Annotated in this window: 21 protein-coding genes; 13 read left to right on the top strand and 8 right to left on the bottom strand. The window is 42.5% G+C overall.

Going from position 1 to position 23,021, the window contains the following annotated elements:
• The first annotated feature begins 52 nt into the window (after nucleotides 1-52).
• From rpsD to carA, 5 genes are all read left to right on the top strand, one after another.
• The gene (gene rpsD / locus CLV42_RS21830) at nucleotides 53-658 is read left to right on the top strand and encodes a 30S ribosomal protein S4 (RefSeq protein WP_106604066.1); all 606 of its coding nucleotides are present in this window, start codon (nucleotides 53-55) and stop codon (nucleotides 656-658) included.
• A 126-nt stretch (nucleotides 659-784) separates the two neighbouring features.
• Nucleotides 785-1,780 (top strand): DNA-directed RNA polymerase subunit alpha, encoded by a 996-nt coding sequence (locus CLV42_RS21825; protein WP_089835240.1) that lies wholly within the window; start codon nucleotides 785-787, stop codon nucleotides 1,778-1,780.
• A gap of 69 nt (nucleotides 1,781-1,849) precedes the next feature.
• A complete protein-coding gene (rplQ, locus tag CLV42_RS21820) occupies nucleotides 1,850-2,332 on the top strand; it encodes a 50S ribosomal protein L17 (protein ID WP_106604065.1) in 483 nt (160 codons plus the stop codon).
• Nucleotides 2,333-2,504: 172 nt separating this feature from the next.
• The gene (locus CLV42_RS21815; protein WP_106604064.1) at nucleotides 2,505-3,332 is read left to right on the top strand and encodes a hypothetical protein; all 828 of its coding nucleotides are present in this window, start codon (nucleotides 2,505-2,507) and stop codon (nucleotides 3,330-3,332) included.
• 95 nt (nucleotides 3,333-3,427) lie between these two features.
• Nucleotides 3,428-4,537, top strand: a complete 1,110-nt coding sequence (gene carA / locus CLV42_RS21810) for a glutamine-hydrolyzing carbamoyl-phosphate synthase small subunit (RefSeq protein ID WP_106604063.1) — start codon at nucleotides 3,428-3,430, stop codon at nucleotides 4,535-4,537.
• A 606-nt stretch (nucleotides 4,538-5,143) separates the two neighbouring features.
• On the opposite strand, the gene CLV42_RS21805 is transcribed toward carA, so the two are convergent.
• On the bottom strand, nucleotides 5,144-6,370 hold the full coding sequence (locus CLV42_RS21805) for a pyridoxal phosphate-dependent aminotransferase (protein WP_106604062.1): 1,227 nt from the start codon (nucleotides 6,368-6,370) through the stop codon (nucleotides 5,144-5,146).
• A 150-nt stretch (nucleotides 6,371-6,520) separates the two neighbouring features.
• Nucleotides 6,521-6,913, bottom strand: a complete 393-nt coding sequence (locus tag CLV42_RS21800; protein WP_106604061.1) for a DUF1573 domain-containing protein — start codon at nucleotides 6,911-6,913, stop codon at nucleotides 6,521-6,523.
• A 208-nt stretch (nucleotides 6,914-7,121) separates the two neighbouring features.
• On the opposite strand from CLV42_RS21800, the gene CLV42_RS21795 reads away from it, so the two are divergent.
• Together CLV42_RS21795 and CLV42_RS21790 are read left to right on the top strand one after the other, a co-directional pair.
• A complete protein-coding gene (locus CLV42_RS21795) occupies nucleotides 7,122-9,521 on the top strand; it encodes an alpha-ketoacid dehydrogenase subunit alpha/beta (protein ID WP_106604060.1) in 2,400 nt (799 codons plus the stop codon).
• Nucleotides 9,522-10,028: 507 nt separating this feature from the next.
• Entirely contained in the window at nucleotides 10,029-10,652 is a 624-nt protein-coding gene (locus CLV42_RS21790; protein WP_245901712.1) for a response regulator transcription factor, read from the top strand.
• A 71-nt stretch (nucleotides 10,653-10,723) separates the two neighbouring features.
• Here CLV42_RS21790 and CLV42_RS21785 read toward each other — a convergent pair whose 3' ends face one another.
• Nucleotides 10,724-11,434 carry a YebC/PmpR family DNA-binding transcriptional regulator gene (locus CLV42_RS21785; RefSeq protein ID WP_106604059.1) on the bottom strand — a complete coding sequence of 237 codons (711 nt, stop codon included), beginning with the start codon at nucleotides 11,432-11,434 and terminating at the stop codon, nucleotides 10,724-10,726.
• A gap of 163 nt (nucleotides 11,435-11,597) precedes the next feature.
• Nucleotides 11,598-13,094 carry an amino acid permease gene (locus CLV42_RS21780; RefSeq protein WP_106604058.1) on the bottom strand — a complete coding sequence of 499 codons (1,497 nt, stop codon included), beginning with the start codon at nucleotides 13,092-13,094 and terminating at the stop codon, nucleotides 11,598-11,600.
• 198 nt (nucleotides 13,095-13,292) lie between these two features.
• On the opposite strand from CLV42_RS21780, the gene CLV42_RS21775 reads away from it, so the two are divergent.
• The 3 genes from CLV42_RS21775 to CLV42_RS21765 all read left to right on the top strand — a co-directional run bounded on the left by CLV42_RS21775 (nucleotide 13,293) and on the right by CLV42_RS21765 (nucleotide 16,756).
• The gene (locus CLV42_RS21775; RefSeq protein ID WP_106604057.1) at nucleotides 13,293-14,660 is read left to right on the top strand and encodes a dicarboxylate/amino acid:cation symporter; all 1,368 of its coding nucleotides are present in this window, start codon (nucleotides 13,293-13,295) and stop codon (nucleotides 14,658-14,660) included.
• 132 nt (nucleotides 14,661-14,792) lie between these two features.
• Nucleotides 14,793-15,458 carry a DedA family protein gene (locus CLV42_RS21770; RefSeq protein WP_106604056.1) on the top strand — a complete coding sequence of 222 codons (666 nt, stop codon included), beginning with the start codon at nucleotides 14,793-14,795 and terminating at the stop codon, nucleotides 15,456-15,458.
• A gap of 14 nt (nucleotides 15,459-15,472) precedes the next feature.
• A complete protein-coding gene (locus tag CLV42_RS21765) occupies nucleotides 15,473-16,756 on the top strand; it encodes an MFS transporter (RefSeq protein ID WP_106604055.1) in 1,284 nt (427 codons plus the stop codon).
• A gap of 33 nt (nucleotides 16,757-16,789) precedes the next feature.
• Here CLV42_RS21765 and CLV42_RS21760 read toward each other — a convergent pair whose 3' ends face one another.
• The 3 genes from CLV42_RS21760 to CLV42_RS21750 form a co-directional block, all read right to left on the bottom strand.
• Nucleotides 16,790-17,251, bottom strand: a complete 462-nt coding sequence (locus tag CLV42_RS21760) for a MarR family winged helix-turn-helix transcriptional regulator (protein ID WP_106604241.1) — start codon at nucleotides 17,249-17,251, stop codon at nucleotides 16,790-16,792.
• 268 nt (nucleotides 17,252-17,519) lie between these two features.
• A complete protein-coding gene (mdh, locus tag CLV42_RS21755; RefSeq protein WP_106604054.1) occupies nucleotides 17,520-18,458 on the bottom strand; it encodes a malate dehydrogenase in 939 nt (312 codons plus the stop codon).
• A 78-nt stretch (nucleotides 18,459-18,536) separates the two neighbouring features.
• On the bottom strand, nucleotides 18,537-18,977 hold the full coding sequence (locus CLV42_RS21750) for a peroxiredoxin family protein (protein ID WP_170117601.1): 441 nt from the start codon (nucleotides 18,975-18,977) through the stop codon (nucleotides 18,537-18,539).
• Nucleotides 18,978-19,413: 436 nt separating this feature from the next.
• Here CLV42_RS21750 and efp point away from each other — a divergent pair, with 436 nt between their 5' ends.
• The 3 genes from efp to accC all read left to right on the top strand — a co-directional run bounded on the left by efp (nucleotide 19,414) and on the right by accC (nucleotide 21,962).
• On the top strand, nucleotides 19,414-19,980 hold the full coding sequence (gene efp, locus CLV42_RS21745) for an elongation factor P (protein WP_106604052.1): 567 nt from the start codon (nucleotides 19,414-19,416) through the stop codon (nucleotides 19,978-19,980).
• 54 nt (nucleotides 19,981-20,034) lie between these two features.
• The gene (gene accB / locus CLV42_RS21740) at nucleotides 20,035-20,514 is read left to right on the top strand and encodes an acetyl-CoA carboxylase biotin carboxyl carrier protein (RefSeq protein WP_106604051.1); all 480 of its coding nucleotides are present in this window, start codon (nucleotides 20,035-20,037) and stop codon (nucleotides 20,512-20,514) included.
• A gap of 110 nt (nucleotides 20,515-20,624) precedes the next feature.
• Nucleotides 20,625-21,962 carry an acetyl-CoA carboxylase biotin carboxylase subunit gene (gene accC / locus CLV42_RS21735; protein ID WP_106604050.1) on the top strand — a complete coding sequence of 446 codons (1,338 nt, stop codon included), beginning with the start codon at nucleotides 20,625-20,627 and terminating at the stop codon, nucleotides 21,960-21,962.
• A 75-nt stretch (nucleotides 21,963-22,037) separates the two neighbouring features.
• On the opposite strand, the gene CLV42_RS21730 is transcribed toward accC, so the two are convergent.
• Nucleotides 22,038-22,862 (bottom strand): hypothetical protein, encoded by an 825-nt coding sequence (locus tag CLV42_RS21730; RefSeq protein ID WP_106604049.1) that lies wholly within the window; start codon nucleotides 22,860-22,862, stop codon nucleotides 22,038-22,040.
• Nucleotides 22,863-23,021 lie beyond the last annotated feature (159 nt).

Genomic DNA, 23,021 nt, shown 5'->3' with positions numbered 1-23,021 from the left:
TTTAAGATTTTTTAAAGATCATATACCGAAACTAAAAAATCTATCAAAGAACATGGCAAGGTATACAGGACCAAAGACCAAGATCTCCAGAATTTTTGGAGAACCGATTTTAGGAAACGGTAAGTATTTAGGTAAGAACAGCAACCCTCCGGGTCAGCATGGTGTAACCCGTAAACGTAAACAGTTGGGTGAATACGCGCTGCAGCTGCGTGAAAAACAGAAAGCGAAATACACCTATGGAGTACTGGAGCGTCAGTTCGCTAATCTGTTCGTAGAAGCTAACCGTCGTAAAGGTGTTACCGGTGAAGTATTGATTAAATTGCTGGAAGCACGTCTGGATAACGCGGTATTCCGTCTGGGTATTGCTCCTTCCCGTCCTGCTGCCCGTCAGCTGGTTTCTCACAAACATATCACTGTGAACGGTGAAGTAATGAACATCCCTTCTTATCAGCTGAAACCAGGTGATATCATCGGACTGAAACCTTCTGCAGCAACTAACACTGCTATTACCAGCAATATTCGTGGTAAAAATCCTAAATTCAGCTGGCTGGATTGGAATGAAAAAGAACTGAAAGGTACTTTCATCGCATATCCTGAGAGAGAGAGCGTTCCTGAGAACATTAAGGAGCAGCTGATCGTAGAATTGTACTCTAAATAATAATATGTCTTTAGCCGTTAAGCATGGGTCATTAGTTACCAGCGTAATACTCTTACGTAGGTTGCTAAAGGCTGCATGTTAATGGCTAAAGGCAGTTTTACATAAACAATTAAACTTAACATATCAATGGCAATTCTGAATTTCCAAAAGCCTGATAAGATCGTTTTGCAGAAGTCTACTGACTTTGAAGCTCAATTCGAATTCCGGCCATTAGAACCGGGTTATGGGGTGACTGTGGGTAACGCGCTGCGTCGCGTGCTGCTATCGTCTCTGGAGGGTTATGCCATTGTGGGAATAAAGATAGAAGGTGCAGATCATGAGTTTGCAACTTTAAAAGGAATCACTGAAGACGTAACTGAAATCATCCTGAACCTTAAGCAGGTACGTTTCAAACGCATTGTTGAGAACGAAGTTAGCAACGAGAAGATTCAGATTTCTATTAAAGGAAAAACTGAGTTCCGTGCTGACATGATCGAAAAAGCTACCAGTGCTTTCCAGATCATGAATCCTGAATTGCTTATCTGTACGCTGGATCCATCTGCAAAACTGGATATCGAACTGACTATCGGCAAAGGCCGTGGTTATGTGCCAGCTGAAGAGAACAAACCTAAAGATGCCGTTTTCGGTTACATCGCTATCGACTCTATCTTTACGCCTATCAAGAACGTAAAATATAGCATCGAGAATACCCGTGTGGAACAAAAGACTGACTACGAGAAGCTGATCATGGAAGTGATCACAGATGGTACCATCCACCCGGAAGAAGCTGTAAAACAGGCTTCCCGCATCCTGATCCAACACCTGATGATCATCACTGATGAGAACATCAGCTTCGATACTAAAGACACTGAAAAAGAAGATGTTGTAGATGAGCAGACACTGCAGCTCCGTAAGATACTGAAAACGCCGCTGGAAGACCTGGATCTGAGCGTTCGTGCCTTTAACTGTCTGAAAGCTGCTAAAATCAACTCCCTGAGCGAACTGGTTCAGTACGAACAGGAAGAGCTGATGAAGTTCAGGAACTTTGGTCAGAAATCCCTCAGTGAAATTGAGCAGGTACTGAATGAAAGAGGTTTACATTTCGGTATGGACCTGTCCAAACTGAAATTAGACGAAGAATAGAAGAATTAATATCTAAATAAGTACCCTATAATTCCTGACACGGTATAGGGGAATCAAAAACAAAACGTCATGCGTCACGGAGTAAAATTAAACCACCTCGGCAGAACTGCCGCACACCGCAAGAGCCTGATGGCTAACCTTGCTATGGAGCTGATCAAGCACAAACGTATCACCACTACCCTGGCGAAAGCTAAGGCGCTGCGTGTATATGTTGAGCCATTGCTGACAAGAGCAAAGAGTGATTCTACTCACAACCGTAGGATTGTGTTCAGCTACCTGCAGGATAAAGAGTCCATCAAGGAACTGTTCGGTGCTATCAGTGAAAAAATCGCTAGCCGTCCTGGTGGTTACACCCGTATCATCAAGTTAGGTAAACGTGTTGGTGACAACGCTGAAACTGCGCTGATCGAACTGGTTGACTTTAACGAGATCTATGGTGGTAAAGTTGAAAAAGAAGCAGCTCCTGCCAAGAAAACACGTCGTGCTGGTAGCAGCAAGAAAAAAGCTGATGAAGGCACAGGTGCAGCAACTGAAGAAAAAGCGGCTGAATAATATCAGTTTTGCTTCAATTCATAAGGATCCCGGAGGTTACTCCGGGATTTTTTTTTACTTGATTTCCAGCCTGATGCGAAAGCATAATATAGGTTAATTATATTTTTTTGTAATATCGCGGTTGTATTAGAAATTATACGGGAAGATCCGTTTAAAAATCTCTCTATATCTTATGATTTACCTAAAATGTAAAAGCTGTGGGCATTACAATGAGCTCAAGTCAGAGTTTCTCACCTTTTGCGCTGAATGTGGCAAAAAGCTGCCTACCAACTATGCTGAGTGGAAATTAAAACGACCGGAAGGAAGCTTTGAAGACTTCCAGCGGGAAAAAGGAGTTAAACCAAAAAAAGCCAGGACGAACCCTGTGGGCGAACTGCAGCAGAAATATCTGAAATGGGCTGGTCGGCGCGGAGCTATCATTACTGTAATACTGGTAATTGGCTTAGCGGCAGTAGCAGGTGGATATATTGGAAAGCGTGTCGTCTTCAACCTGATCTACCCAAAAATAAACAGGTCATGGTTATATTCTTCCTGGGAAACAGCCAAAATAGGGCGGCAAACAATTGAGATAAGCACACCTATGCATCTTGGGGTGAACGACAAGCCATTAGCCCCGGAAGTGGCTCAATTCGTTGAATACGCAAAGAGTTACAGGAACAGGGTAGAAGAGGGGATGCAGGTGGAGGTGAATATGTATAGTTTCCGGCCAAACGTATCCAACGACCTGGAGATTGCAGGGGCTGCTACCGCGAGCGAAATGAAAAAGAACCAGGAGATTTCCGAACTTCAATATAAAACGGATACCATTATGCAAAGTGGGATGACTGCTTTGCTCCAGGAAGGAAGTTTTAACTATAAAAGTGGTATCAGGCTTGCTTTTTGCAACTTACTACTTGTGGACGGCCCGCACCGCTGGGAAATAGCAATCCGTTACAGGGAGGATGATACTACTGCTGCCGCCACTGCCCGTCGTATTATAAAATCGATTCATGTCAAATAATTGAGGGTAAAGATTAACAATTATTCGGGAGAAATCTCGATAATTAATCTTTTATTCAATAACTTTGCACGATTTTTTAAAACGAAAAAATAAGCATGCCTCAGACTAGATCGATCCAGCCAGCCATACTGTTGTTAGACGACGGTACGGTATATCAGGGAAAAGCTTTTGGTAAAATTGGCACCGCCGCCGGTGAATTATGTTTTAACACTGGAATGACAGGATACCAGGAAGTATTTACGGATCCTTCATATAAAGGGCAGGTACTGATCATGAATAACTGCTACATTGGTAACTACGGCGTGAAGAAAGACGACGTGGAGAGTGACAGTGTGAAGATCAGCGGATTGATATGTAAGAATATCGCTTATAATTATTCCCGCCAGATGGCTGACGGATCACTGGAGAAGTTCCTGGTTGAAAATAACCTGGTAGCTATCTATGATGTAGATACGAGGGCCCTGGTTGCGCACATCCGCAGCAAAGGAGCTATGAACTGTATCATTTCTTCCGAGATCCTGGATGTTGATCAGTTGAAAGCAGAATTGAAGAAAGTGCCTTCTATGGAGGGACTGGCGCTGTGTGCTGAAGTATCTACAAAAGAAGCATACAATGTTGGTGATCCGGCCGCTGATATCCGTATTGCGGTGCTGGACAATGGAGTGAAAAGGAATATGTTGAAATGTTTATCTGAGAAAGGGGCTTATCTGCAGGTATTCCCAACAGATACCCCTTTTGAAGAGTGCGAGAAATTCAAACCGAACGCTTATTTCATTTCAAATGGTCCTGGTGATCCTGCGCCATTGAAATATGCGGTTGATACTGTTAAAAAGATCCTGAATGCCAACAAACCTATGTTTGGTATTTGTCTTGGACACCAGCTGCTGGCATTGGCTAATGACATTCCTACTTATAAAATGCATCATGGCCACCGCGGTCTGAATCATCCGGTTAAGAATCTGGCAACAGGACGTTGTGAGATCACTACGCAGAACCATGGTTTTGCTGTAGATCCAAAGGCGATTGCCGCCAGCCAGACGGTGGAGGTAACGCATGTAAACCTGAATGATTCTTCAATAGAAGGTATCCGCATTAAGAATAAACCGGCATTTTCTGTGCAATACCATCCGGAATCAACTCCGGGCCCATATGACAGTCGTTATCTGTTTGATGACTTCTTTAATATGATCAAAGAGAACATGTAAATCTTCTTCAGATAAATTTAAAAGAGGCGGTCCTGATACAGGCCGCCTCTTTTATTTATATGTGATTTTAAAGGTTAAAGCAGGGAAAGGAGAATTGTATTTTATGCAACATATTGATTATCAAAAGAATTGCTGAGTGTAGGGCAAAAAAATACGGCTCTGTGATCAGAGCCGTTTGCCTTTATAAATTCCACGTTATGAAAAACTGATACAAAAATAAGGTATTTAGCTAAAACGTTTTAGTATATCTTAAACTTTTTTACAAAAAGTTGATAATTCTTTTCTAACTGTTAATAACTCAAAGCAAAGTTCAGGATTATAAAATGCTTCATGAAATTACTAAGGTTAATTTTATGCTAAACTGGTTCACGTTATCTGTTTCCTACCGTCATTTCTCACCACCTGTTTAGCCGCCTTTCGCGATTCAAATATACAAAGAAATCTGATGAAAAAAACATTTTCATCTATAAAAAACAGATTTTGCTAAGAAAAACTGAATATATTATTTTTTATAATGCAATAAAATGGGCTTTTTGGGGCGAAAATGGAAAAAAGAGCAATAATCATATTGTATAGATTTATTATTAATATGATTATTGCATTGTCTTAATGTCCTTTTTCCAGTACTTCTTCCTTGACAACAATACGTCCTGGGTATACTTCCAGTGCTTTAGAAAGACAAATCATCGCCTTCCGGATATCTTCCTTATTCAGTACATATGCCAATCGCACTTCATCAGCGCCGAGCCCTTTGGTGGCATAAAAGCCAGTGGCAGGAGCCAACATCACAGTTTGCTGTTCATAAGAGAAGGATTCCAGTAACCACTGACAGAATCTATCAGCATTATCGATAGGTAACCTGGCTATAGCGTAGAATGCTCCTCCTGGGTTCGGACAGAATACGCCTGGTATATCATTTAACATCTTTACCAGGACGTCACGGCGGCTTTGATATTCTGCTTTTATTTTATCAAAATAATCCAGGGGTAGGTCAACAGCAGCTTCACCCGCTATTTGGGCAAATGAAGGTGGACTAAGCCTGGCTTGGGCAAATTTCATAACAGCATCGAGCACTGTCTGATTTTTGGTGACAAGGGCACCAATTCTTCCTCCACAGGCACTGTAGCGTTTGGAGATGGTATCCATCAGGATAACGTGTTCTTCCAGACCTTCCAGATTCATTGCAGAAAAATGTTCCCCGGTATAGCAAAACTCTCTGTATGCCTCGTCAGAGAACAGGTAGAGATTATGTTTCAGACACAGTGCCTTCAACACGGAAAGTTCTTCCTTGCTGTACAGATAGCCTGTCGGATTATTAGGATTGCAGATCATGATTGCCTTGGTCCGCGGAGTAATGGCCTTCTCAAAGGCTTCCATGGCCGGTAATGCAAATCCACTTTCTATATTAGATGTTATAGTCCGTACATGTATTCCTGCTTCAACGGCAAAACCATTGTAGTTGGCATAAAAGGGCTCTGGTACGAGTACTTCATCTCCCGCATCCAGGCAGGCCATAAAAGCGAAGAGAATGGCTTCCGAACCACCTGTTGTTACAATGATCTGCTGATGGTTCAGTTTGATGCCAAACCGCTCATAGTATGTAACCAGTTTACGGCGATAACTTTCATTTCCTGCACTATGACTGTACTCAAGTACGGTGAAGTCGGAGTGACGGACTGCATCCAATACTGGTTTTGGTGTTTCAATATCCGGTTGTCCGATATTGAGGTGATAGACCTTGGTTCCTTTCTTTTTAGCTGCTTCTGCATAAGGAACCAATTTCCTGATAGGAGAAGGTGGCATTTGTTCCCCCCTCTTACTAATGGTAGGCATAAATTGTCTTGATTTTGAGTATACAAAGGTAGTGGATATTAGGGGATCTACAGGCTTAGTTAATTTCAGTGGAACCAGCAGGTTGCCCAACAAAAAAGCCTTACAGCTAGAACTGTAAGGCTTTTTTATGACGGTTAATATCTGTAGTGATTAGTTTTCAACAGAACCAGTCAGATGCAGTTCTTTATCCTGATCAACACCTTTTAACCTTACCCAAACAGTTTTGTTTTGCTGACCTAGGCTGTTGGCAGAATAGTTGGCGGTGATTTTACCCTTCTTACCTGGCAGGATTGGTTCCTTAGTCCAGGTAGGAGTCGTACAACCACAGCTTGCACGTGCTGTCTCGATCAAAACAGGTTCTTTTGTAGTATTGGTAAATTCGAAATCAACTGATACTGGTTTGTTCAGTTTAGTTTTACCAAAATCAATAGTTTCCTGTTTGAATTTTACTTTAGCGTCAACAGGATTTCCGGTCTGTGTTTGCGCCCAGAGAGCAGTGGTTAACAGCATGCTCGCAAATAGGGATAAGATAAATTTTTTCATGTATAATGTGGTTTTAAAACGATTGGTTAAAAAATAGATCATCGTTTAACTTAGTAACAAATTTACAGCCAAAATTGATGTGTCACCAAAGAATTTATTAAAATCTTATTAAAAAAAATCAAATTATTTTACGCGTTACATTTTCAAACGTTTTGCAACTGTATAATTAACTATAATTAACCTTACTTTTGTACTTTAACCAAGAGGCATGATAGAAAACAATGAACTGACTATGAATACGGAAAGCCGGTTGTCATTCGATGAATTTCGGAAGGAAGTACTGGATGATTACCGCCTGGCTTGCGAAAGCAGGGAAGTTAGTCTGCTGGCCCGTAAGGAAGTCCTTACAGGCAAGGCCAAGTTTGGTATTTTTGGAGATGGAAAGGAAGTGGCACAGATCGCTATGGCCAAGTATTTCAAACCGGGCGATTTTCGCTCCGGTTACTACCGGGACCAGACCTTTGCTTTTGCCAGTGGTATTGCCACACCAGAACAATTCTTTTCACAGATGTATGCCGATCCTGATCTGGCCAATGAGCCATTTTCAGGTGGACGCCAGATGAATTCCCACTTCGCGACTCCAAACCTCGGGAAGGACGGCAATTGGCTGGACCTTACGCAAATTAAGAATACAGCTACAGATATGTCTCCTACTGCTGCCCAGATGCCGCGCGCCCTGGGACTGGCATTTGCATCCAAGCTTTTTAGGGATGTTGAAGTGTTAAAAGAATTCCCGAAGCTGTCGAATAACGGCAACGAGGTTTGTTTTGCTACCATAGGTGATGCTTCTACTTCTGAAGGTCACTTCTGGGAAACAATGAATGCCGCGGGGGTACTACAGGTACCGTTAGCAGTTTTTGTATGGGATGATGGCTACGGTATTTCGGTCCCGCGCGAATACCAGACCACGAAAGATTCGATCAGTGCTGCCCTTGAAGGTTTCCGTAAAACAGAAGATTCAAACGGTTTTGATATATATAATGTGAAAGGATGGGATTACGCCTCCATGTGTGAAGTGTTTGAGGCCGGTATCAGAAAGATCAGGGAAACCCACGTACCGGCGTTGTTCCATGTTGAGGAAATGACTCAGCCTCAGGGGCATTCCACCAGCGGATCTCATGAACGTTATAAGAGCAAAGAGCGGTTGGCATGGGAAAAAGAGTTCGACTGTAATTACCAGATGAGGCAGTGGATCCTGGAGAATGCGCTGGCAGATGAAGCCACTCTGCTATCTATAGAAGCTGAGGCGAAGACGGTAGCACAGGATGCACGTAAAAATGCATGGGAGAAATATGTTACGCCTATCCGTCAACAGATACAGCAGATATTAACACTTGGCCAGGCAGTAGCTGCTTTGCCGGAAGTGGATGCCGCGATGGTAAATAATCTGCTGCATGAGCTCCAGGTAAACCGTGAGCCGCTGAGACGGGATGTACTTAAAACGGCATCTACTATACTGGTTTATCATAAGAAGATAAAAGCACCCGCAATGGATGCTTTGAAACGGTTTTATGAAGACCTGCTCAGCCGGGAAAGAGAAAATTACAATTCTTTGTTGTATGCAGAAGGTGTAAACGCTGTGTCGAATGTACCAGTGGTGCCTGCAGTATATAATGAAGACTCAGCTACAGTAAATGGATATGAGGTATTAAATAAGTACTTCGATCAGCTCATAGAAAATAATCCGAAGGTATTCGCATTTGGTGAAGATGTGGGTAAAATAGGAGACGTGAACCAGGGATTTGCCGGCTTACAGCAGAAGCATGGCACACAGCGGATCTTTGATACCGGTATACGTGAGCTCACTATCATGGGGCAGGGGATTGGTATGGCACTGAGAGGACTTCGTCCAATCGCCGAGATACAATACCTCGACTATCTGATATACGGACTGCAACCACTCAGTGACGATGTAGCCTGTCTGCAATACCGGACAAAAGGTATCCAGTACTGTCCAATCATCGTGCGTACAAGAGGTCATCGTCTTGAGGGAATCTGGCATTCCGGTTCTCCAATGAGTATGATCCTGGGATCTTTAAGAGGCATGAATGTTTGCGTACCACGTAATATGGTACAGGCCATAGGTATGTATAATACTTTGCTGTCGGCTAACGAACCTGCGCTGGTGATTGAATCCCTCAACGGTTACAGGCTGAAGGAGAGATTACCTCAGAACCTGGGTAGCTTCACTGTACCTTTAGGCGTACCGGAAACAATACATGAAGGCACAGACATCACAATTGTTTCTTACGGATCTACCCTGCGTGTTATTGAAGAAGCGATGCAGACACTGGAAAAACTGGGGGTGTCCTGTGAACTGATTGATATTCAGACATTATTGCCTTTTGATACTGGTCATAAGATTGTGGAGTCGTTAAAGAAAACAAATCGGATACTCTTCGTTGACGAAGATGTGCCGGGTGGGGGAACCGCCTACATGTTCCAGCAGGTGATGGAGCTGCAGGGCGGGTACAAATGGCTGGATGTTGCACCAAGAACGCTGAGTGCGCAGGCGCATCGCCCGGCATATGGCTCAGATGGTGACTATTTCTCCAAGCCTAATGTGGAAGATGTGATCAGAATAGTAATGGAAATGGTAGAAGAATAGTTAGGTAACTATAAAAGTGAAACGCAAGGCTTTCCGGCCTTGCGTTTTTGCATTTAGATGAGTTGTAGGTTTAAGAAGATGTTAATGCAGTATACAAATATTATGAAATACTTTCATGATAAATCAATTAAATTATAATTGAATAATTATTTAATACGTGGGTATTGTTGACCCCTGAGAATAACATTAACCAAATGTTATTTTCTATTGTAGATGATAATTAATATATTAGACATGCTTATTTTTCGTTTGGTCAGAAATGAACGAAATGGATGAAGATAATAGGTGTTGTGCAGCCAAAATTCAAAAGAATAAAACTAAATTGGATAAACATTTAGTCCACGTTAATAGTTAATAATTCGTCATTTTGTTAGGGCGTGTCAGGAATGACTTCTAATTAACCATCAACCCAAATCCGTTTATGAAAGCAGGAGTTCTGTTAGTAGAAGATGATCATTTTTTGCCAAAGTTATCAAGAGCCACCTGGAGAAGGCGGGGTACCTGGTTGTGCATTGTTCAGATGGGGAGGAAGGCTGGAATACTTTCCAGGAAAGACCATTTGATATCTGTCTGCTCGACGTCGTAATGCCGGGTATGGATGGGTTCACACTGGCAAGAGAGATCAGAGAAAGAAATGATAATATTCCTATCATCTTTACCTCTTCGCGATATATGGAGCAGGATAAGCTTAACGGCTTTGAATGCGGAGGAGATGATTATCTGGTGAAGCCATTTAATATGGAAGAACTGCTCTGCCGAATGGATGTTTTTATGAAAAGAAGCCGTCTGCTGCAAAATGATAAACAAATTGTTTTTAGGCTCGGATCACTCATCTTTAACTATAGTGAATTCAAAATCTACCATCCTCCGACCTGTCAAACAATTAACCTGCCGCCCAAAGAAGCCGAACTGCTGAAGTTCCTTTGCGACAATCCTAATAAGAGACTAAAAAGGGAAGGCATTTTGCTGAGTGTGTGGGGAAATGATGATTTCTTTACCGGGCGTAGCATGGATGTTTATCTCACACGTATACGCAAGCATTTTAAACTCGATAATACCATTAAACTGGAAACTATTCACGGCAAAGGCTTACGTCTTGTGATCGAAAGCGAAGTAAGCCGCGTACTTTAATATACCAATCCATAGATAAAGAAATGGCCTTGTCTCAGACAAGGCCATTTCTTTTATTCTCATTACCGGTATTAGCGCAGATTATGGAATACCTGTTGTACATCCTCATCCTGCTCCAGGCGGTCGATCAGTGTCAACACTTCCTTCGCCTGCTCTTCGTTCAATTCAACGGTTGTAGCAGGGATACGCTGCAATTCCGCACTGATAGGAACGATATTTCTCTCTTCCAGTGCTTTTGACATATTACCGAACTCGGTAAATGGCGTATGCAACACGATATTACCTTCACTGTCTTCTCCAATTTCTTCCAGGCCGGCATCAATCAGTTCAAGTTCCAGATCTTCCAGGTTCTGTCCTTCGTTTTTGATCTTGAAAACACCTGTACGGTTAAACAGAAAGCCTACAGAACCACTATTACCTAGGCTACCGCCTTCTTTGTTGAAGTGCATACGCACGTTAGCTACTGTACGGGTAGGATTATCTGTTGCAGTTTCTACCATTACTGCAACGCCATGCGGAGCATACCCTTCATATACAACTTCTTCATAGTCAGTCTTATCTTTACCCATTGCCCGCTTAATGGCCGCTTCTACACGGTCTTTAGGCATGTTAACACCTTTGGCGTTGGCAAAACATCTGCGAAGAGCGGGGTTATTATCCGGATCAGGACCTCCCTGTTTCACAGCGATCGCTATTTCCTTTCCTATCCTGGTAAATTGTTTGGCCATCCTGTCCCATCTGGCAAACATGGTGGCCTTTCTTACTTCAAATATTCTTCCCATATTGGGTATAATTAATTATTAAGAAAATCGAGACGCAAAAATAGTCACTTTTATAGTAAAAACGACCTCCTCCGGCCGTTTAACTCAACAAGGCCGGAAATTCAGACTACACAAGCAGCATGAATTCCGGCCTTGATATCTATATCGTAACAATATTATCTGATTATAACTTTCTGGCCTTACTGTTCTTTACACTATAACCGAAGTAAATAACAAAGCCGATCAGCAGCCAAACAATCAACCTGGCCCAGTTTTCAATACCCAGACTGACGATCATTGTCAGGCAGAATAATGAACCCAGGATAGGAACAAATGGTACCCAAGGTGTTTTGAATGCACGCTGTAATTCAGGATTCGTCTTTCTCATTACTATCACACCCAAGCAAACCAATACGAAGGCGAATAGGGTACCAATACTGGTCATATCACCTACTACGCTATCCGGAACGAACGCCGCAAAAATGGATACAAATACGAAGAACAGTGCCTGTGATCTGTAAGGTGTACGGAATTTCGGATGAAGATTAGAGAATACTTTTGGAACCAGGCCATCATTTGACATAGAGTAGAACACCCTTGTCTGACCTAACAGCATCACCAGGATCACCGAGGAGAAACCGGCGAGGATAGCAACCGTTACAAAAGTTGATAACCAGCCATATCCGTGCATATAAGTATCAATTGCATATGCTACGGAAGCTTCACCACCTTGTCTCAGGAAGTCTTTATATGGAGCGATACCAGTCAGTACATAAGAGAAGAGAATGTACAGCAGGGTACAGATGGCCAGTGATACCAGGATACCTATTGGCATATTCCTCTTTGGATTTTTCGTTTCCTGCGCAGCAGTTGATACCGCATCAAAACCGATAAATGCAAAGAACACCACGCCGGCACCTCGTAATACCCCAGGGATACCATGGTACCAGAAGTCGGCGTAATTAATCACTTTACCATTGTGCATGGTAACAGAACCAGCATCTGCAGGAATTGTGAATGGCGTGTGGTTAGCAGGATTGATGAACTGCCAGCCCAGGATGATCAACAGGATTACGATGGATACTTTGGTAATAACGATGATGTTATTAACAATAGCAGAACCTTCAATACCACGGATCAGCAATAAAGTGAGCAGTAATAATATGAAGACAGCAGGAATGTTCATAATACCATGTACACCTGCATCAGATGTCTCAAACGGGCTGTGGGACCACTGATAAGGTATGATATATGCTGCTCCAAAGACTTTTTCAATGAGTTTATTCAGGTATTGAGACCAACCGATAGCTACTGTAGCGGCGCCAAGTGCATATTCCAGTACGAGGTCCCATCCGATGATCCAGGCGATAAATTCACCCATTGTTGCATAAGAGTAGGTATAAGCACTACCGGCAATAGGGATCATAGAGGCAAACTCAGCATAGCAAAGACCTGCCAAAGCACAACCAATAGCAGCGATAATGAAGGAGATCGTAACAGCAGGACCAGCATGTTGGCCGGCAGCAGCAGCTGTTCTGACAAAAAGCCCCGCACCAATGATAGCGCCTATTCCCAAAGCTATAAGTGATCCTGCCCCTAATGTACGCTTAAGGCCTTTTTCAGATTCGGATGCTTCAGTTAATAACAGGGAGAGTGGCTTTTTTACAAAAAGTTTGCCCATACTAATGAGATATTGTGGTTGACGTTTAAGTGGTTTAGTTGTTGTTTCTTTTTTTTTACAGATCGCCAAATATAAATATCAAAAAGCAAAACCAGAGCTTTTATTTTATAAATGAAGTCACAACTTTACAGTACTAACCTTATTTTTGGGGAATTTTAGCGTTTAGCACAAATATTAATTGTAATTAAAAGGCTTTGCATGAAGAGATCCAACCGGCTTACACTATTTATTTTCATAGCCATGGTATTGGGAATCCTGACAGGATATATTGTGAACGTTTCCTATACCGATACCTATGGTAGCGGAAATGCCGGACAGCTGACCTCAGCTGATAACGGTTCCCTGGGCAACACTGCCGGATATATTATAGGTTTCTCTACCGGCAATGGTACTACCGGAGAAGCCTCTATCCAAAAATTTGCTGATAACATTTCCATTCTGACTGATATATTTCTGCGGCTGGTAAAGATGATCATCGCTCCCCTGGTATTTTCTACATTAGTGGTAGGAGTGGCAAAACTGGGTGATATAAAAGCGGTGGGCCGTATTGGTGGTAAAACCATGTTATGGTTTATTTCGGCTACTTTCGTTTCCCTTTTCCTGGGAATGATACTGGTAAATATTTTGCAACCAGGTCATTCACTGAACCTGCCTGTACCGGATTCTCATGCCAGCAGTGGTGTAGCTGCCGCCAGCATGACCTTAAAAGGGTTCTTCCAGCACGTATTCCCCGATAGCGTTGTCAATGCAATGGCACATAACGAGATCCTGCAGATCGTTATATTTTCGCTTTTCTTCGGTGTAGCTACAGCAGCGGTAGGCGAGTTTGGGACCATCGTAGTAAAATTCATGGACAGCGTAGCCCATATCATGTTGAAAGTAACAGGTTACGTAATGAATTTTGCTCCTTTGGCTGTATTCGCTGCTATGGCAGCAATCATCTCTCAGAAAGGACTTGCTATTCTGCTGACCTACGGCAAATTCATTGGACAATTTTATTTAGGTCTTATCACTTTGTGGATAGTACTGGCTTTGATAGGATTTCTGATACTAGGAAAACGGGTGTTTACATTACTCGGATTGATAAAAGATCCCTTGTTACTGGCGTTCAGTACCGCCAGTAGTGAAGCTGCCTATCCCCGCACGATGGAAGAGCTGGAAAAATTTGGTTGTGATAACCGTATTGTAAGTTTCGTATTGCCTTTAGGTTATTCCTTTAACCTGGATGGCTCAATGATGTATATGACCTTTGCCAGCCTGTTCATTGCCCAGGCTTATAATATGCATCTGGGTTTTGAACAGCAGATCTCTATGTTACTCGTATTAATGATCACCAGTAAAGGTATAGCCGGGGTGCCCAGAGCTTCCCTTGTAGTGATTGCTGGTACACTTTCCATGTTCCATATTCCTGAAGCAGGGTTATTACTGTTGCTGGGGGTAGACCATTTACTGGATATGGGCCGTTCCGCTACCAATGTGATTGGTAATGCAATGGCGACTGCGGTAGTATCCAAATGGGAAAATTCCCTCGTAGAAGTACCCGCCTCCCAGTTAAAGGAAGTATAACAAATCAATAACAGTTTTATGCTTATTTTGCCCAAAGTCTTTGTGTATGGTATTGAATAAAATGTTCAATGCTGGCTGGAGGCAGTGTAAGCGACTATATTAGTACCTGATTTCGAGATTATTAAAATATATATGGACCAGTTTATAGAGTTATTTAAGCACCTTATTAACCCACAATGGATCATTGATCATGGTGGCCTATATTTATTATTGCTGATCATTTTTGCCGAAACTGGGCTTTTCGTTGGATTTTTCCTGCCTGGCGATTCCCTGCTTTTTGTGGCTGGTATATATGGTGGTTCATTGAGTGAAAGCTTTTTTAATGTTCCCTTCTTCATTATCATGGTGATGATATCTCTGGCAGGGGTATTGGGTAATTATGTCGGTTTCTGGTTTGGTCGTAAGTCGGGACCATTACTTTTTACCAGAAAAGATACTTTCTTCTTTAAGCGGAAGCACCTGTATCAGGCGCAGGAATTCTATGATAAACATGGTGGTGGCGCTATTTTTCTAGCCCGTTTCCTGCCTATCATCCGGACTTTCGCTCCTATTGTGGCTGGTATTGTGCAAATGGACAAGAAGAAATTTATGTTCTTTAATATTATCAGCTCCTTCTGCTGGGTATTCTCTATGATGCTGGCTGGTCATTATCTGGATAAATTCTTCCCTTCACTGAAAGAACATCTGGAGCTTATTGTAATTATATTAATAATTATTACTACATTACCTGTTATTATCAAACTAGTCTTTGGAAAAACAAAACATCCACATCCTACTCATACAGATGTGAATGAATAAAACAGGTTCCTGTCATGAAATCCGGTAATAGTTCCTCATCGATCTTGAATGTTGCAGTGATAGTTGCTTCCCTGGGATATTTTGTCGATATCTATGATCTGTTGTTATTTACGATCCTGAGAGTGCCCAGTCTGAGGGACCTGGGAGTATCTCAAACAGAAATAGATTCAGGTGTAGGTATGTTACTCATCAATGTGCAGATGGCAGGACTGCTTGTGGGAGGGATCTTCTGGGGAATTATCGGAGATAAGAAAGGTCGTCTTAAAGTACTGTTTGGTTCCATACTACTCTATTCAATTGCCAATATTGCCAATGGTTTTGTGACGGGTACGACTGGTTATCTGTTCTGGCGTTTTGTTGCAGGACTAGGCCTTGCCGGAGAATTAGGGGCTGGTATTACACTGGTAGCTGAAATATTACCAAAGGAAAAGAGGGGATACGGCACTATGATAGTGGCTACGGTAGGTGTTTCGGGTGCTATTGCTGCAAATCTTATAGCCAAGATGGTGCCTGACTGGCGTTACTGTTATTTTATCGGAGGAGGATTAGGTCTGTTATTACTATTACTACGTATCAGTGTAATGGAATCACATATGTTCAACCAGACCGCCGAAAAGAATACTGCGGGAAGGGGGGAGTTTCTGGCTTTGTTTAATAACAAGGAGCGCTTTTTACGGTATTTGAAATGTGTGATGCTAGGTGCTCCCACATGGTTTGTGGTGGGGATATTGGTAGCATTCTCCAATAAATTTGCCATTGAAATGGGTGTAAAGTCTCCCATTAATCCGGGGGATGCAGTGGCATTTTGTTATGCAGGATTGGTACTAGGTGATTTTTGCAGTGGTGTACTCAGCCAGATGTTAAAAAGCCGACGAAAAGTAATGATGATCTTCTTGGGTTTGACTGCTGTCTGTGTCTTTTTCTATCTTAATCTTCATGGTGCGGAAAAGTGGCTTTTCCATACTGTCTGTTTTATACTTGGTTTCAGTGTGGGCTTCTGGGCTATCTTTGTTACTATTGCCGCAGAAAGTTTTGGTACAAATCTCAGAGCTACCGTGGCCATTACAGTGCCCAACTTCGCGCGTGGTATGCTACCGCTGATCACCATGTTGTTTGCCTTTGCACAACACTATTTTACATACCTCCAGAGTGGTGCGATTGTAGCGGCAATTTGTATCGCGATAGCGTTTATCGCGTCCTATTCGGTAGAAGAAACTTTTGGGAAAGACCTTAATTATGTAGAAGAAATAAAGTATACAGGAGAGGATGAAGACATAAAAAAACTTTCGGCTGATTGAGTACTTGTACTCACCTAACCGGAAGTTCTTCGGCTAATAACGTGTCAATATCTTATCGAGGAGTGTGTTCAGCTGTGATGCCTCCTCTTCCGTCAATGATAATTTCAGGGAATCTTCAAGATCAGGAAGGTCTACATCCATTACTTTAAGTAAGGCTAATCCTTTCTCCGTAATTTGTACGTCCACGGCTCTGCGGTCTACTTCACTGCTCTTTCGCTCCACTAATCCTGCTTTGCGTAAACGCTCAACCAATCGTGAAACATCACTCATTTTATCCAGCATTCTCTCTTTTAAAGTATTGATATTAGCAGCTTTAGGGTGTTGACCACGCAATATTCTCAATATGTTATACTGCTGCATGGTGATGTCAAACTTCTTGAAGAATTGTTGGTGACGTGACACTATCCAGTTGCCTACGAAAATGAGACCTATTAACCCTTTATTATACTCGCTGGTAAATGTTTTTTGCGAGATCAGTTTTTCTATGTTTGACATAAGTGAGAATATAGTCGGGTTAAAAATACGAATATCAATCATCCATTTAGCAAACAAAACATCACGTTTTGTATAATAACCGTTGAAACGAATGTAACAAATCTTTTCAGAGAGGGAAAGGATTTATTCCTGGGAATAGTAAGAGGAGAGGGGAGGGAAAGGGACATGACATTCCCGGTTTGACATAAGAAAGGCTGACTGATAGCCGGATCATTTTTGGCTATTAGTCAGCCTTTTATATTAGGATCAATATATTATGATCAACATATTATGCGATCACCTTCATATTGTCCAATACATCCATAACTTCTTTAACGTGGGAGGCAGAGGTTGTGAGTAAAGCTTTCTCGCTTTCGTCGAGTTGTAATTCCAGTATCTTTTCGATACCGTTTTTACCCAGAACAACAGGAACGCCGAGGTATATGTCTTTCAATCCATATTCACCGGTCAGCCATGCGCAGCATGGGAATATTCTTTTTTCATCCTTCAGTATTGCTTCCACCATTTGCGCAGCAGCAGCTCCCGGAGCATACCAGGCGGAGGTACCCAGCAGGTTTACGATTTCGCCGCCTCCGACTTTGGTGCGTTGTATAATAGCTTCCAGTTTATCCGGAGCAATGAGTTCCGTAACAGGAATACCTGATACGGTTGTATAACGTGGCAGTGGCACCATAGTATCTCCATGTCCGCCCATCAGGATAGCCTGGATGTCTTTGGGGGAACAGCCGATTTCCTCTGCAAGGAACGCGCGGTAACGGGCGGTGTCGAGGATGCCCGCCATGCCAAATACCTTATTGCTATCCTTCTGTGCTGTCAGGAAGGCACAATAAGTCATTACATCCAGCGGATTACTTACTACTATAATAATAGCGTCAGGCGAATGCTTAACGATGTTTTCCGTAACCGATTTTACGATATTGGCATTGGTAGAGATCAGGTCATCCCTGCTCATGCCGGGTTTGCGGGGCAATCCTGAAGTGATGACAACGACATCACTATCAGCTGTTTTTAGATAATCATTCGTGACACCCGTTATTCTGGTGCTATAATAATCAATCGGGGCCTGCTGCCAGCTATCCAACGCCTTTCCTTCTGCAGTGCCTTCTTTAATATCCAATAACACAATCTCCTGCAAAAAATCTCTGTGGGCCAGTACATTAGCACAGGTTGCGCCTACATTACCAGCTCCTACGACAGTAACTTTCATCGTTTGTATAAAATTTTAAGGTGAAGAATACGAGGATAAACAAATGTAACCAATAGCCACTGAAACAGGCCCGCATTGCTAATTCAGATATTCCTGCAGCTCATCCAGTTTCACAGTGCCCTCAAAGCCTTTTACGAACTGCTGCTTTTTATCATAAATGAACAATCCGGGGAAATAATGCAGATTGTAGAAATACATGATCTGGCGCGTCGGCTCACTGGCCATTATAATATTGGGGTAATTTTTGATGTTATAATTATTATAATACACCTTCATCTGTTCCGGTTGAAAAGGTGTGACCATAAGAATCTGTGTTTTTTTAAACTTATCGATGTTCTTTAGTACCTCTTCCGTCAGATGTTTACAATGGTCGCAGTCTACGCTAAATACAAAGACAATGGTCTTGACATTCTTTTTCAGGTCATTTTTGGTGATAATATGGCCGTCAGGCAATGTAAGTGGGAAAGATGGCACTATCGGATACTGAAGATAAGGAGGCTGATCCTTCGGAACAGACACTGTCCTGGTTTGAGCTTGTAACATAAATGACAGGCAGCAACAACATAAAAGGAGCAGATATCGTCTCATAAGTCTGATTTTTGAACGCTTGATTTTTGTACGGTACTAAAGGTATCGAATTTTGTAATAGTCTATAAACCTGAACAGATAGTATTCGAACCTTTATTTTGAATGGCTTTTTTACTTAAAAAAGGACTATTCCGGGGGCGTTGGAAGGTAAGTATGGACATACTTGCCATTTTTTTATAAAAAAATTACTAGATTACCCTTCCTTACACTATGTTTGCATTCCTAAAAAAAATAATAGGTAAGAAATAGGGTCTCTGTATAACACTAAAACAAATTAGGAAGCAATCAGTTCCATGAGGGATTTTGCCAGAATGAATTACTTTTGCAGTCCTAATGTATTTTTAACTTTAAATTTAAGTATCCTTTTATGGCTACCACTGCAGATATCAGAACAGGATTGATTATTAAGCTGGAAAACAGCTTATATTCTGTTGTAGAGTTTGGTCAGAACAAAACAGCCCGTGCTGCTGCTAAAGTATGGGCTAAACTGAAAGGTGTTGACAATAGCAGGTCTATTGAACATACCTGGAACTCCGGCGACACTATATACCCTGTGCGTGTGGAAAAGAAAACCTATCAGTTTTTATATCAGGATGACAGTGGGTATAATTTCATGGATAATGAGACTTTTGAGCAGATCGCACTGCCAGAGTCAATGATCGATGCTCCTCAGTTCCTGAAAGAAGGTCAGGAAGTAGGCGTTTCTTTCAATACAGAGACTGAACAACCTATGAGTGTTGAGTTACCTGACAAGATCGTGATGAAAGTTACTTATTCTGAGCCAGGCCTTAGAGGTGATACTGCTACCCGTACACTTAAACCTGCTACCGTTGAAACCGGCGCCACTGTGAACGTTCCTCTGTTTGTAAATGAGGGCGATGTGATCAGGGTTAATGCCAAAACCGGTGAATACATCGAAAGAGTAAAAGAATAGTTTTAGTCCATATATTATCTACTTACAAGCATTTCTAAACCAAAAACTGTCTACATGGATTTTAAACAGATTCAGGAGCTGGTAAAGATGGTCAACAAGTCCAACATCAGTGAACTGAGCATAGAGCAGGACAAGTTTAAGATTACAATAAAGCAAAAAGATAACGAACAACCAGTGTATACTGTTCCAGCAGTAGCACCTGTTTATCAGCCAGTGCCACAGGCAGCTCCAATAGCTCAGGCTCCACAGGCAGCTGCTCCGGCAGAAGCTAAACCAGCTGAAGCTAAAGCCGACAACCTGGTAACCATCAAATCTCCAATGATCGGTACCTTCTACCGCAGCCCTGGTCCTGACAAGCCTTCTTTTGTGAATGTAGGCGATGAAGTGGCTCCTGGTAAAGTAGTTTGTATCATTGAAGCGATGAAACTCTTCAATGAAATCGAAAGTGAAGTAAGTGGTAAAATCGTAAAAGTGTTGGTAGACGACGCTTCCCCGGTGGAATACGATCAGCCTTTGTTTTTGGTAGAGCCTTAATTTTTTATTTAAAGGGTTGGAATATTATGAGAAGGAAAGGACACTTACCTGCCTCATAGTTTTCCAACCTTTTAGGTTTATTACTCTTTTCTTTAACCTATTGAAAAAACATGTTTAAGAAAATATTGATTGCCAACCGTGGAGAGATAGCCTTGCGTATTATTCGCACCTGTAAAGAAATGGGCATCAAAACGGTGGCTGTTTATTCTACTGCAGATAAAGACAGCCTGCATGTGAAGTTCGCAGATGAAGCCGTATGTATAGGTAAACCACAGAGCAGCGAATCCTATTTAAATATACCTCACCTGATGGCAGCAGCAGAGATCACTAATGCTGATGCTATCCACCCTGGTTATGGCTTCCTGGCAGAGAATGCACGTTTTGCAGAGATCTGTGGAGAACATGGCATTAAATTCATCGGGCCCACTCCGGAGATGATCCGTAAAATGGGTGATAAGATGACTGCGAAAGAAACCATGATCGCTGCTGGTGTACCGGTTATCCCGGGTTCAGAAGGTCTCCTGCAGAGTGTCGAGGAGGCCAAGAAACTGGCAAAACAAATGGGCCTCCCTGTTATCCTGAAGGCTACCGCCGGTGGTGGTGGTAAAGGGATGCGTGTAGTATGGAAAGATGAGGAGCTGGAGAATGCCTACAACATGGCTAAAAATGAAGCCCGCGCTGCTTTCAATAACGATGGTATCTACATGGAGAAATTCGTGGAAGAGCCTCGCCACATTGAAATCCAGGTAGCTGGTGACCAATACGGTAAAGTATGCCACCTGAGCGAACGTGATTGCTCTATTCAGCGTCGTCACCAGAAACTGGTGGAGGAATCTCCTTCTCCGTTCATGACTCCTGAACTCCGTGAGAAGATGGGTGAAGCTGCTATCAAGGCTGCCTCTGCCATCAATTACGAAAGTGTTGGTACTATTGAGTTCCTGGTCGATAAACACCGTAATTTCTACTTCATGGAAATGAACACCCGTATCCAGGTAGAACATGGTGTAACTGAAGAGGTTATCAATTTTGACCTGATCAAGGAACAGATCAAGATCGCTGCGGGCATACCTATCTCTGGTAAGAACTATACGCCGGAAATGCACGTAATCGAATGCCGTATCAATGCGGAAGATCCCTACAATGATTTCCGTCCTTCTCCAGGTAAGATCACGACCCTGCATATTCCAGGTGGTCACGGTGTACGTGTGGATTCTCACATCTATGCCGGCTACGTTATTCCTCCGTATTATGATTCCATGGTGGCTAAACTGATCACCATCGCGCAGACGCGTGAAGAAGCGATCAATACCATGGAACGTGCGCTGAGCGAATTTGTGATCGAAGGTGTGAAGACGACCATTCCTTTCCATCAGCAGCTGATGCGCGATGAGAATTTCCGTAAGGGTAACTTTACAACCAAATTCACAGAAACATTCAAACTGGTATAATCTGGTGCGATATAAAGAAAGCCGGCCTGTTACAGACAGGTCGGCTTTTCTGTTTTAAGCAATCTGCAGGTACTGCTATTTACATATATAAGTGATCTTCGCATTGGTCAGATCAGCATCCAGGAAGAGAACTGTTCTGCCTTTCGAATCATTGGGAAATTGTAGTGGAAGCCCAAATTTATTGTAAGTAATGGCGGTCTGGGTATTGTTCTCACTATAATTGCGGGTAAGCAGTTGCCAGACCTTATTTGTCCGCAGGAAATTTACCTTGTTGTCATAAGGCCCATAATAAGTGGTATCTACACTTGAAGCTGTCGGGTTCCAGCTGGCTGCCAGCTTTTCAAGATTGTTAGCACTGTTGTACAGATATTTTTTCTTGTACCAGGCGGCACCATCCGTGTAGAAGGAGTTTTCTTCAATAAGGCGCCCTTTGGTGTCATAATTAAAATAGATCACGATGAGCATTGGCGGCAAAAATGGATAGGGGATAGGATGATCTCCTATAGTGCCATTGATATAAAGACTGTCCATATAGGGTCTGTCCTCATTGTTATGGTATTTAAATCTGTGCCATTCTCTGAAATCTGTACCATAGGCGCCATCTGCATAATGAAGTATCTGATCGCTGAGCCTTTGTTTTGCATCGTATCTGTAACTTTCATTCTCATTACCGGTAGCTACGTCAGAGCGGGTGCGCAATATCGGGTTGCCTGCCTTGTTGTAGGTAAGCGTATTGACTACATGCCCTTCCCACCAGTCATTATCACCTTCAAATGTCTGGATCTGGCAAAGAGGGGCGCCACAGTCGGGAGTAATGTCTGTTTTGTGGCAGGAGGTGAGCAGGCATAGTATTGTACCTGTGATCATCACAAGAAAAGTAGAGTTGAGACGTGTACTCATGAGGGTGTTTTTAGGGTAAATGAAATAGGTTTTTGGGAACTAATAAAGCAGATCAGATTGCTTAAATACAGGGAAGGAGGGGTATCGGGTTAAGGGTACATTGAATATAAGCAATAGTTATAAAAACACAAAGCCCCGGGTAAATACCCGGGGCTAATC

The organism is Chitinophaga ginsengisoli, from assembly GCF_003014595.1.
Taxonomy (GTDB): Bacteria; Bacteroidota; Bacteroidia; order Chitinophagales; family Chitinophagaceae; genus Chitinophaga; species Chitinophaga ginsengisoli.
The sequence above is the reverse complement of the archived record's forward strand: the minus strand, read 5'-3'. Positions and strand labels throughout refer to the sequence as shown.

Excerpts from the sequence above, each read along its gene's own strand:
- rpsD (WP_106604066.1), top strand. The coding sequence starts at position 53 with ATGGCAAGGTATACAGGACCAAAGACCAAGATCTCCAGAATTTTTGGA.
- CLV42_RS21825 (WP_089835240.1), top strand. The coding sequence starts at position 785 with ATGGCAATTCTGAATTTCCAAAAGCCTGATAAGATCGTTTTGCAGAAG.
- rplQ (WP_106604065.1), top strand. The coding sequence starts at position 1,850 with ATGCGTCACGGAGTAAAATTAAACCACCTCGGCAGAACTGCCGCACAC.
- CLV42_RS21815 (WP_106604064.1), top strand. The coding sequence starts at position 2,505 with ATGATTTACCTAAAATGTAAAAGCTGTGGGCATTACAATGAGCTCAAG.
- carA (WP_106604063.1), top strand. The coding sequence starts at position 3,428 with ATGCCTCAGACTAGATCGATCCAGCCAGCCATACTGTTGTTAGACGAC.
- CLV42_RS21805 (WP_106604062.1), bottom strand. The coding sequence starts at position 6,370 with ATGCCTACCATTAGTAAGAGGGGGGAACAAATGCCACCTTCTCCTATC.
- CLV42_RS21800 (WP_106604061.1), bottom strand. The coding sequence starts at position 6,913 with ATGAAAAAATTTATCTTATCCCTATTTGCGAGCATGCTGTTAACCACT.
- CLV42_RS21795 (WP_106604060.1), top strand. The coding sequence starts at position 7,122 with ATGATAGAAAACAATGAACTGACTATGAATACGGAAAGCCGGTTGTCA.
- CLV42_RS21785 (WP_106604059.1), bottom strand. The coding sequence starts at position 11,434 with ATGGGAAGAATATTTGAAGTAAGAAAGGCCACCATGTTTGCCAGATGG.
- CLV42_RS21780 (WP_106604058.1), bottom strand. The coding sequence starts at position 13,094 with ATGGGCAAACTTTTTGTAAAAAAGCCACTCTCCCTGTTATTAACTGAA.
- CLV42_RS21775 (WP_106604057.1), top strand. The coding sequence starts at position 13,293 with ATGAAGAGATCCAACCGGCTTACACTATTTATTTTCATAGCCATGGTA.
- CLV42_RS21770 (WP_106604056.1), top strand. The coding sequence starts at position 14,793 with ATGGACCAGTTTATAGAGTTATTTAAGCACCTTATTAACCCACAATGG.
- CLV42_RS21765 (WP_106604055.1), top strand. The coding sequence starts at position 15,473 with ATGAAATCCGGTAATAGTTCCTCATCGATCTTGAATGTTGCAGTGATA.
- CLV42_RS21760 (WP_106604241.1), bottom strand. The coding sequence starts at position 17,251 with ATGTCAAACATAGAAAAACTGATCTCGCAAAAAACATTTACCAGCGAG.
- mdh (WP_106604054.1), bottom strand. The coding sequence starts at position 18,458 with ATGAAAGTTACTGTCGTAGGAGCTGGTAATGTAGGCGCAACCTGTGCT.
- efp (WP_106604052.1), top strand. The coding sequence starts at position 19,414 with ATGGCTACCACTGCAGATATCAGAACAGGATTGATTATTAAGCTGGAA.
- accB (WP_106604051.1), top strand. The coding sequence starts at position 20,035 with ATGGATTTTAAACAGATTCAGGAGCTGGTAAAGATGGTCAACAAGTCC.
- accC (WP_106604050.1), top strand. The coding sequence starts at position 20,625 with ATGTTTAAGAAAATATTGATTGCCAACCGTGGAGAGATAGCCTTGCGT.
- CLV42_RS21730 (WP_106604049.1), bottom strand. The coding sequence starts at position 22,862 with ATGAGTACACGTCTCAACTCTACTTTTCTTGTGATGATCACAGGTACA.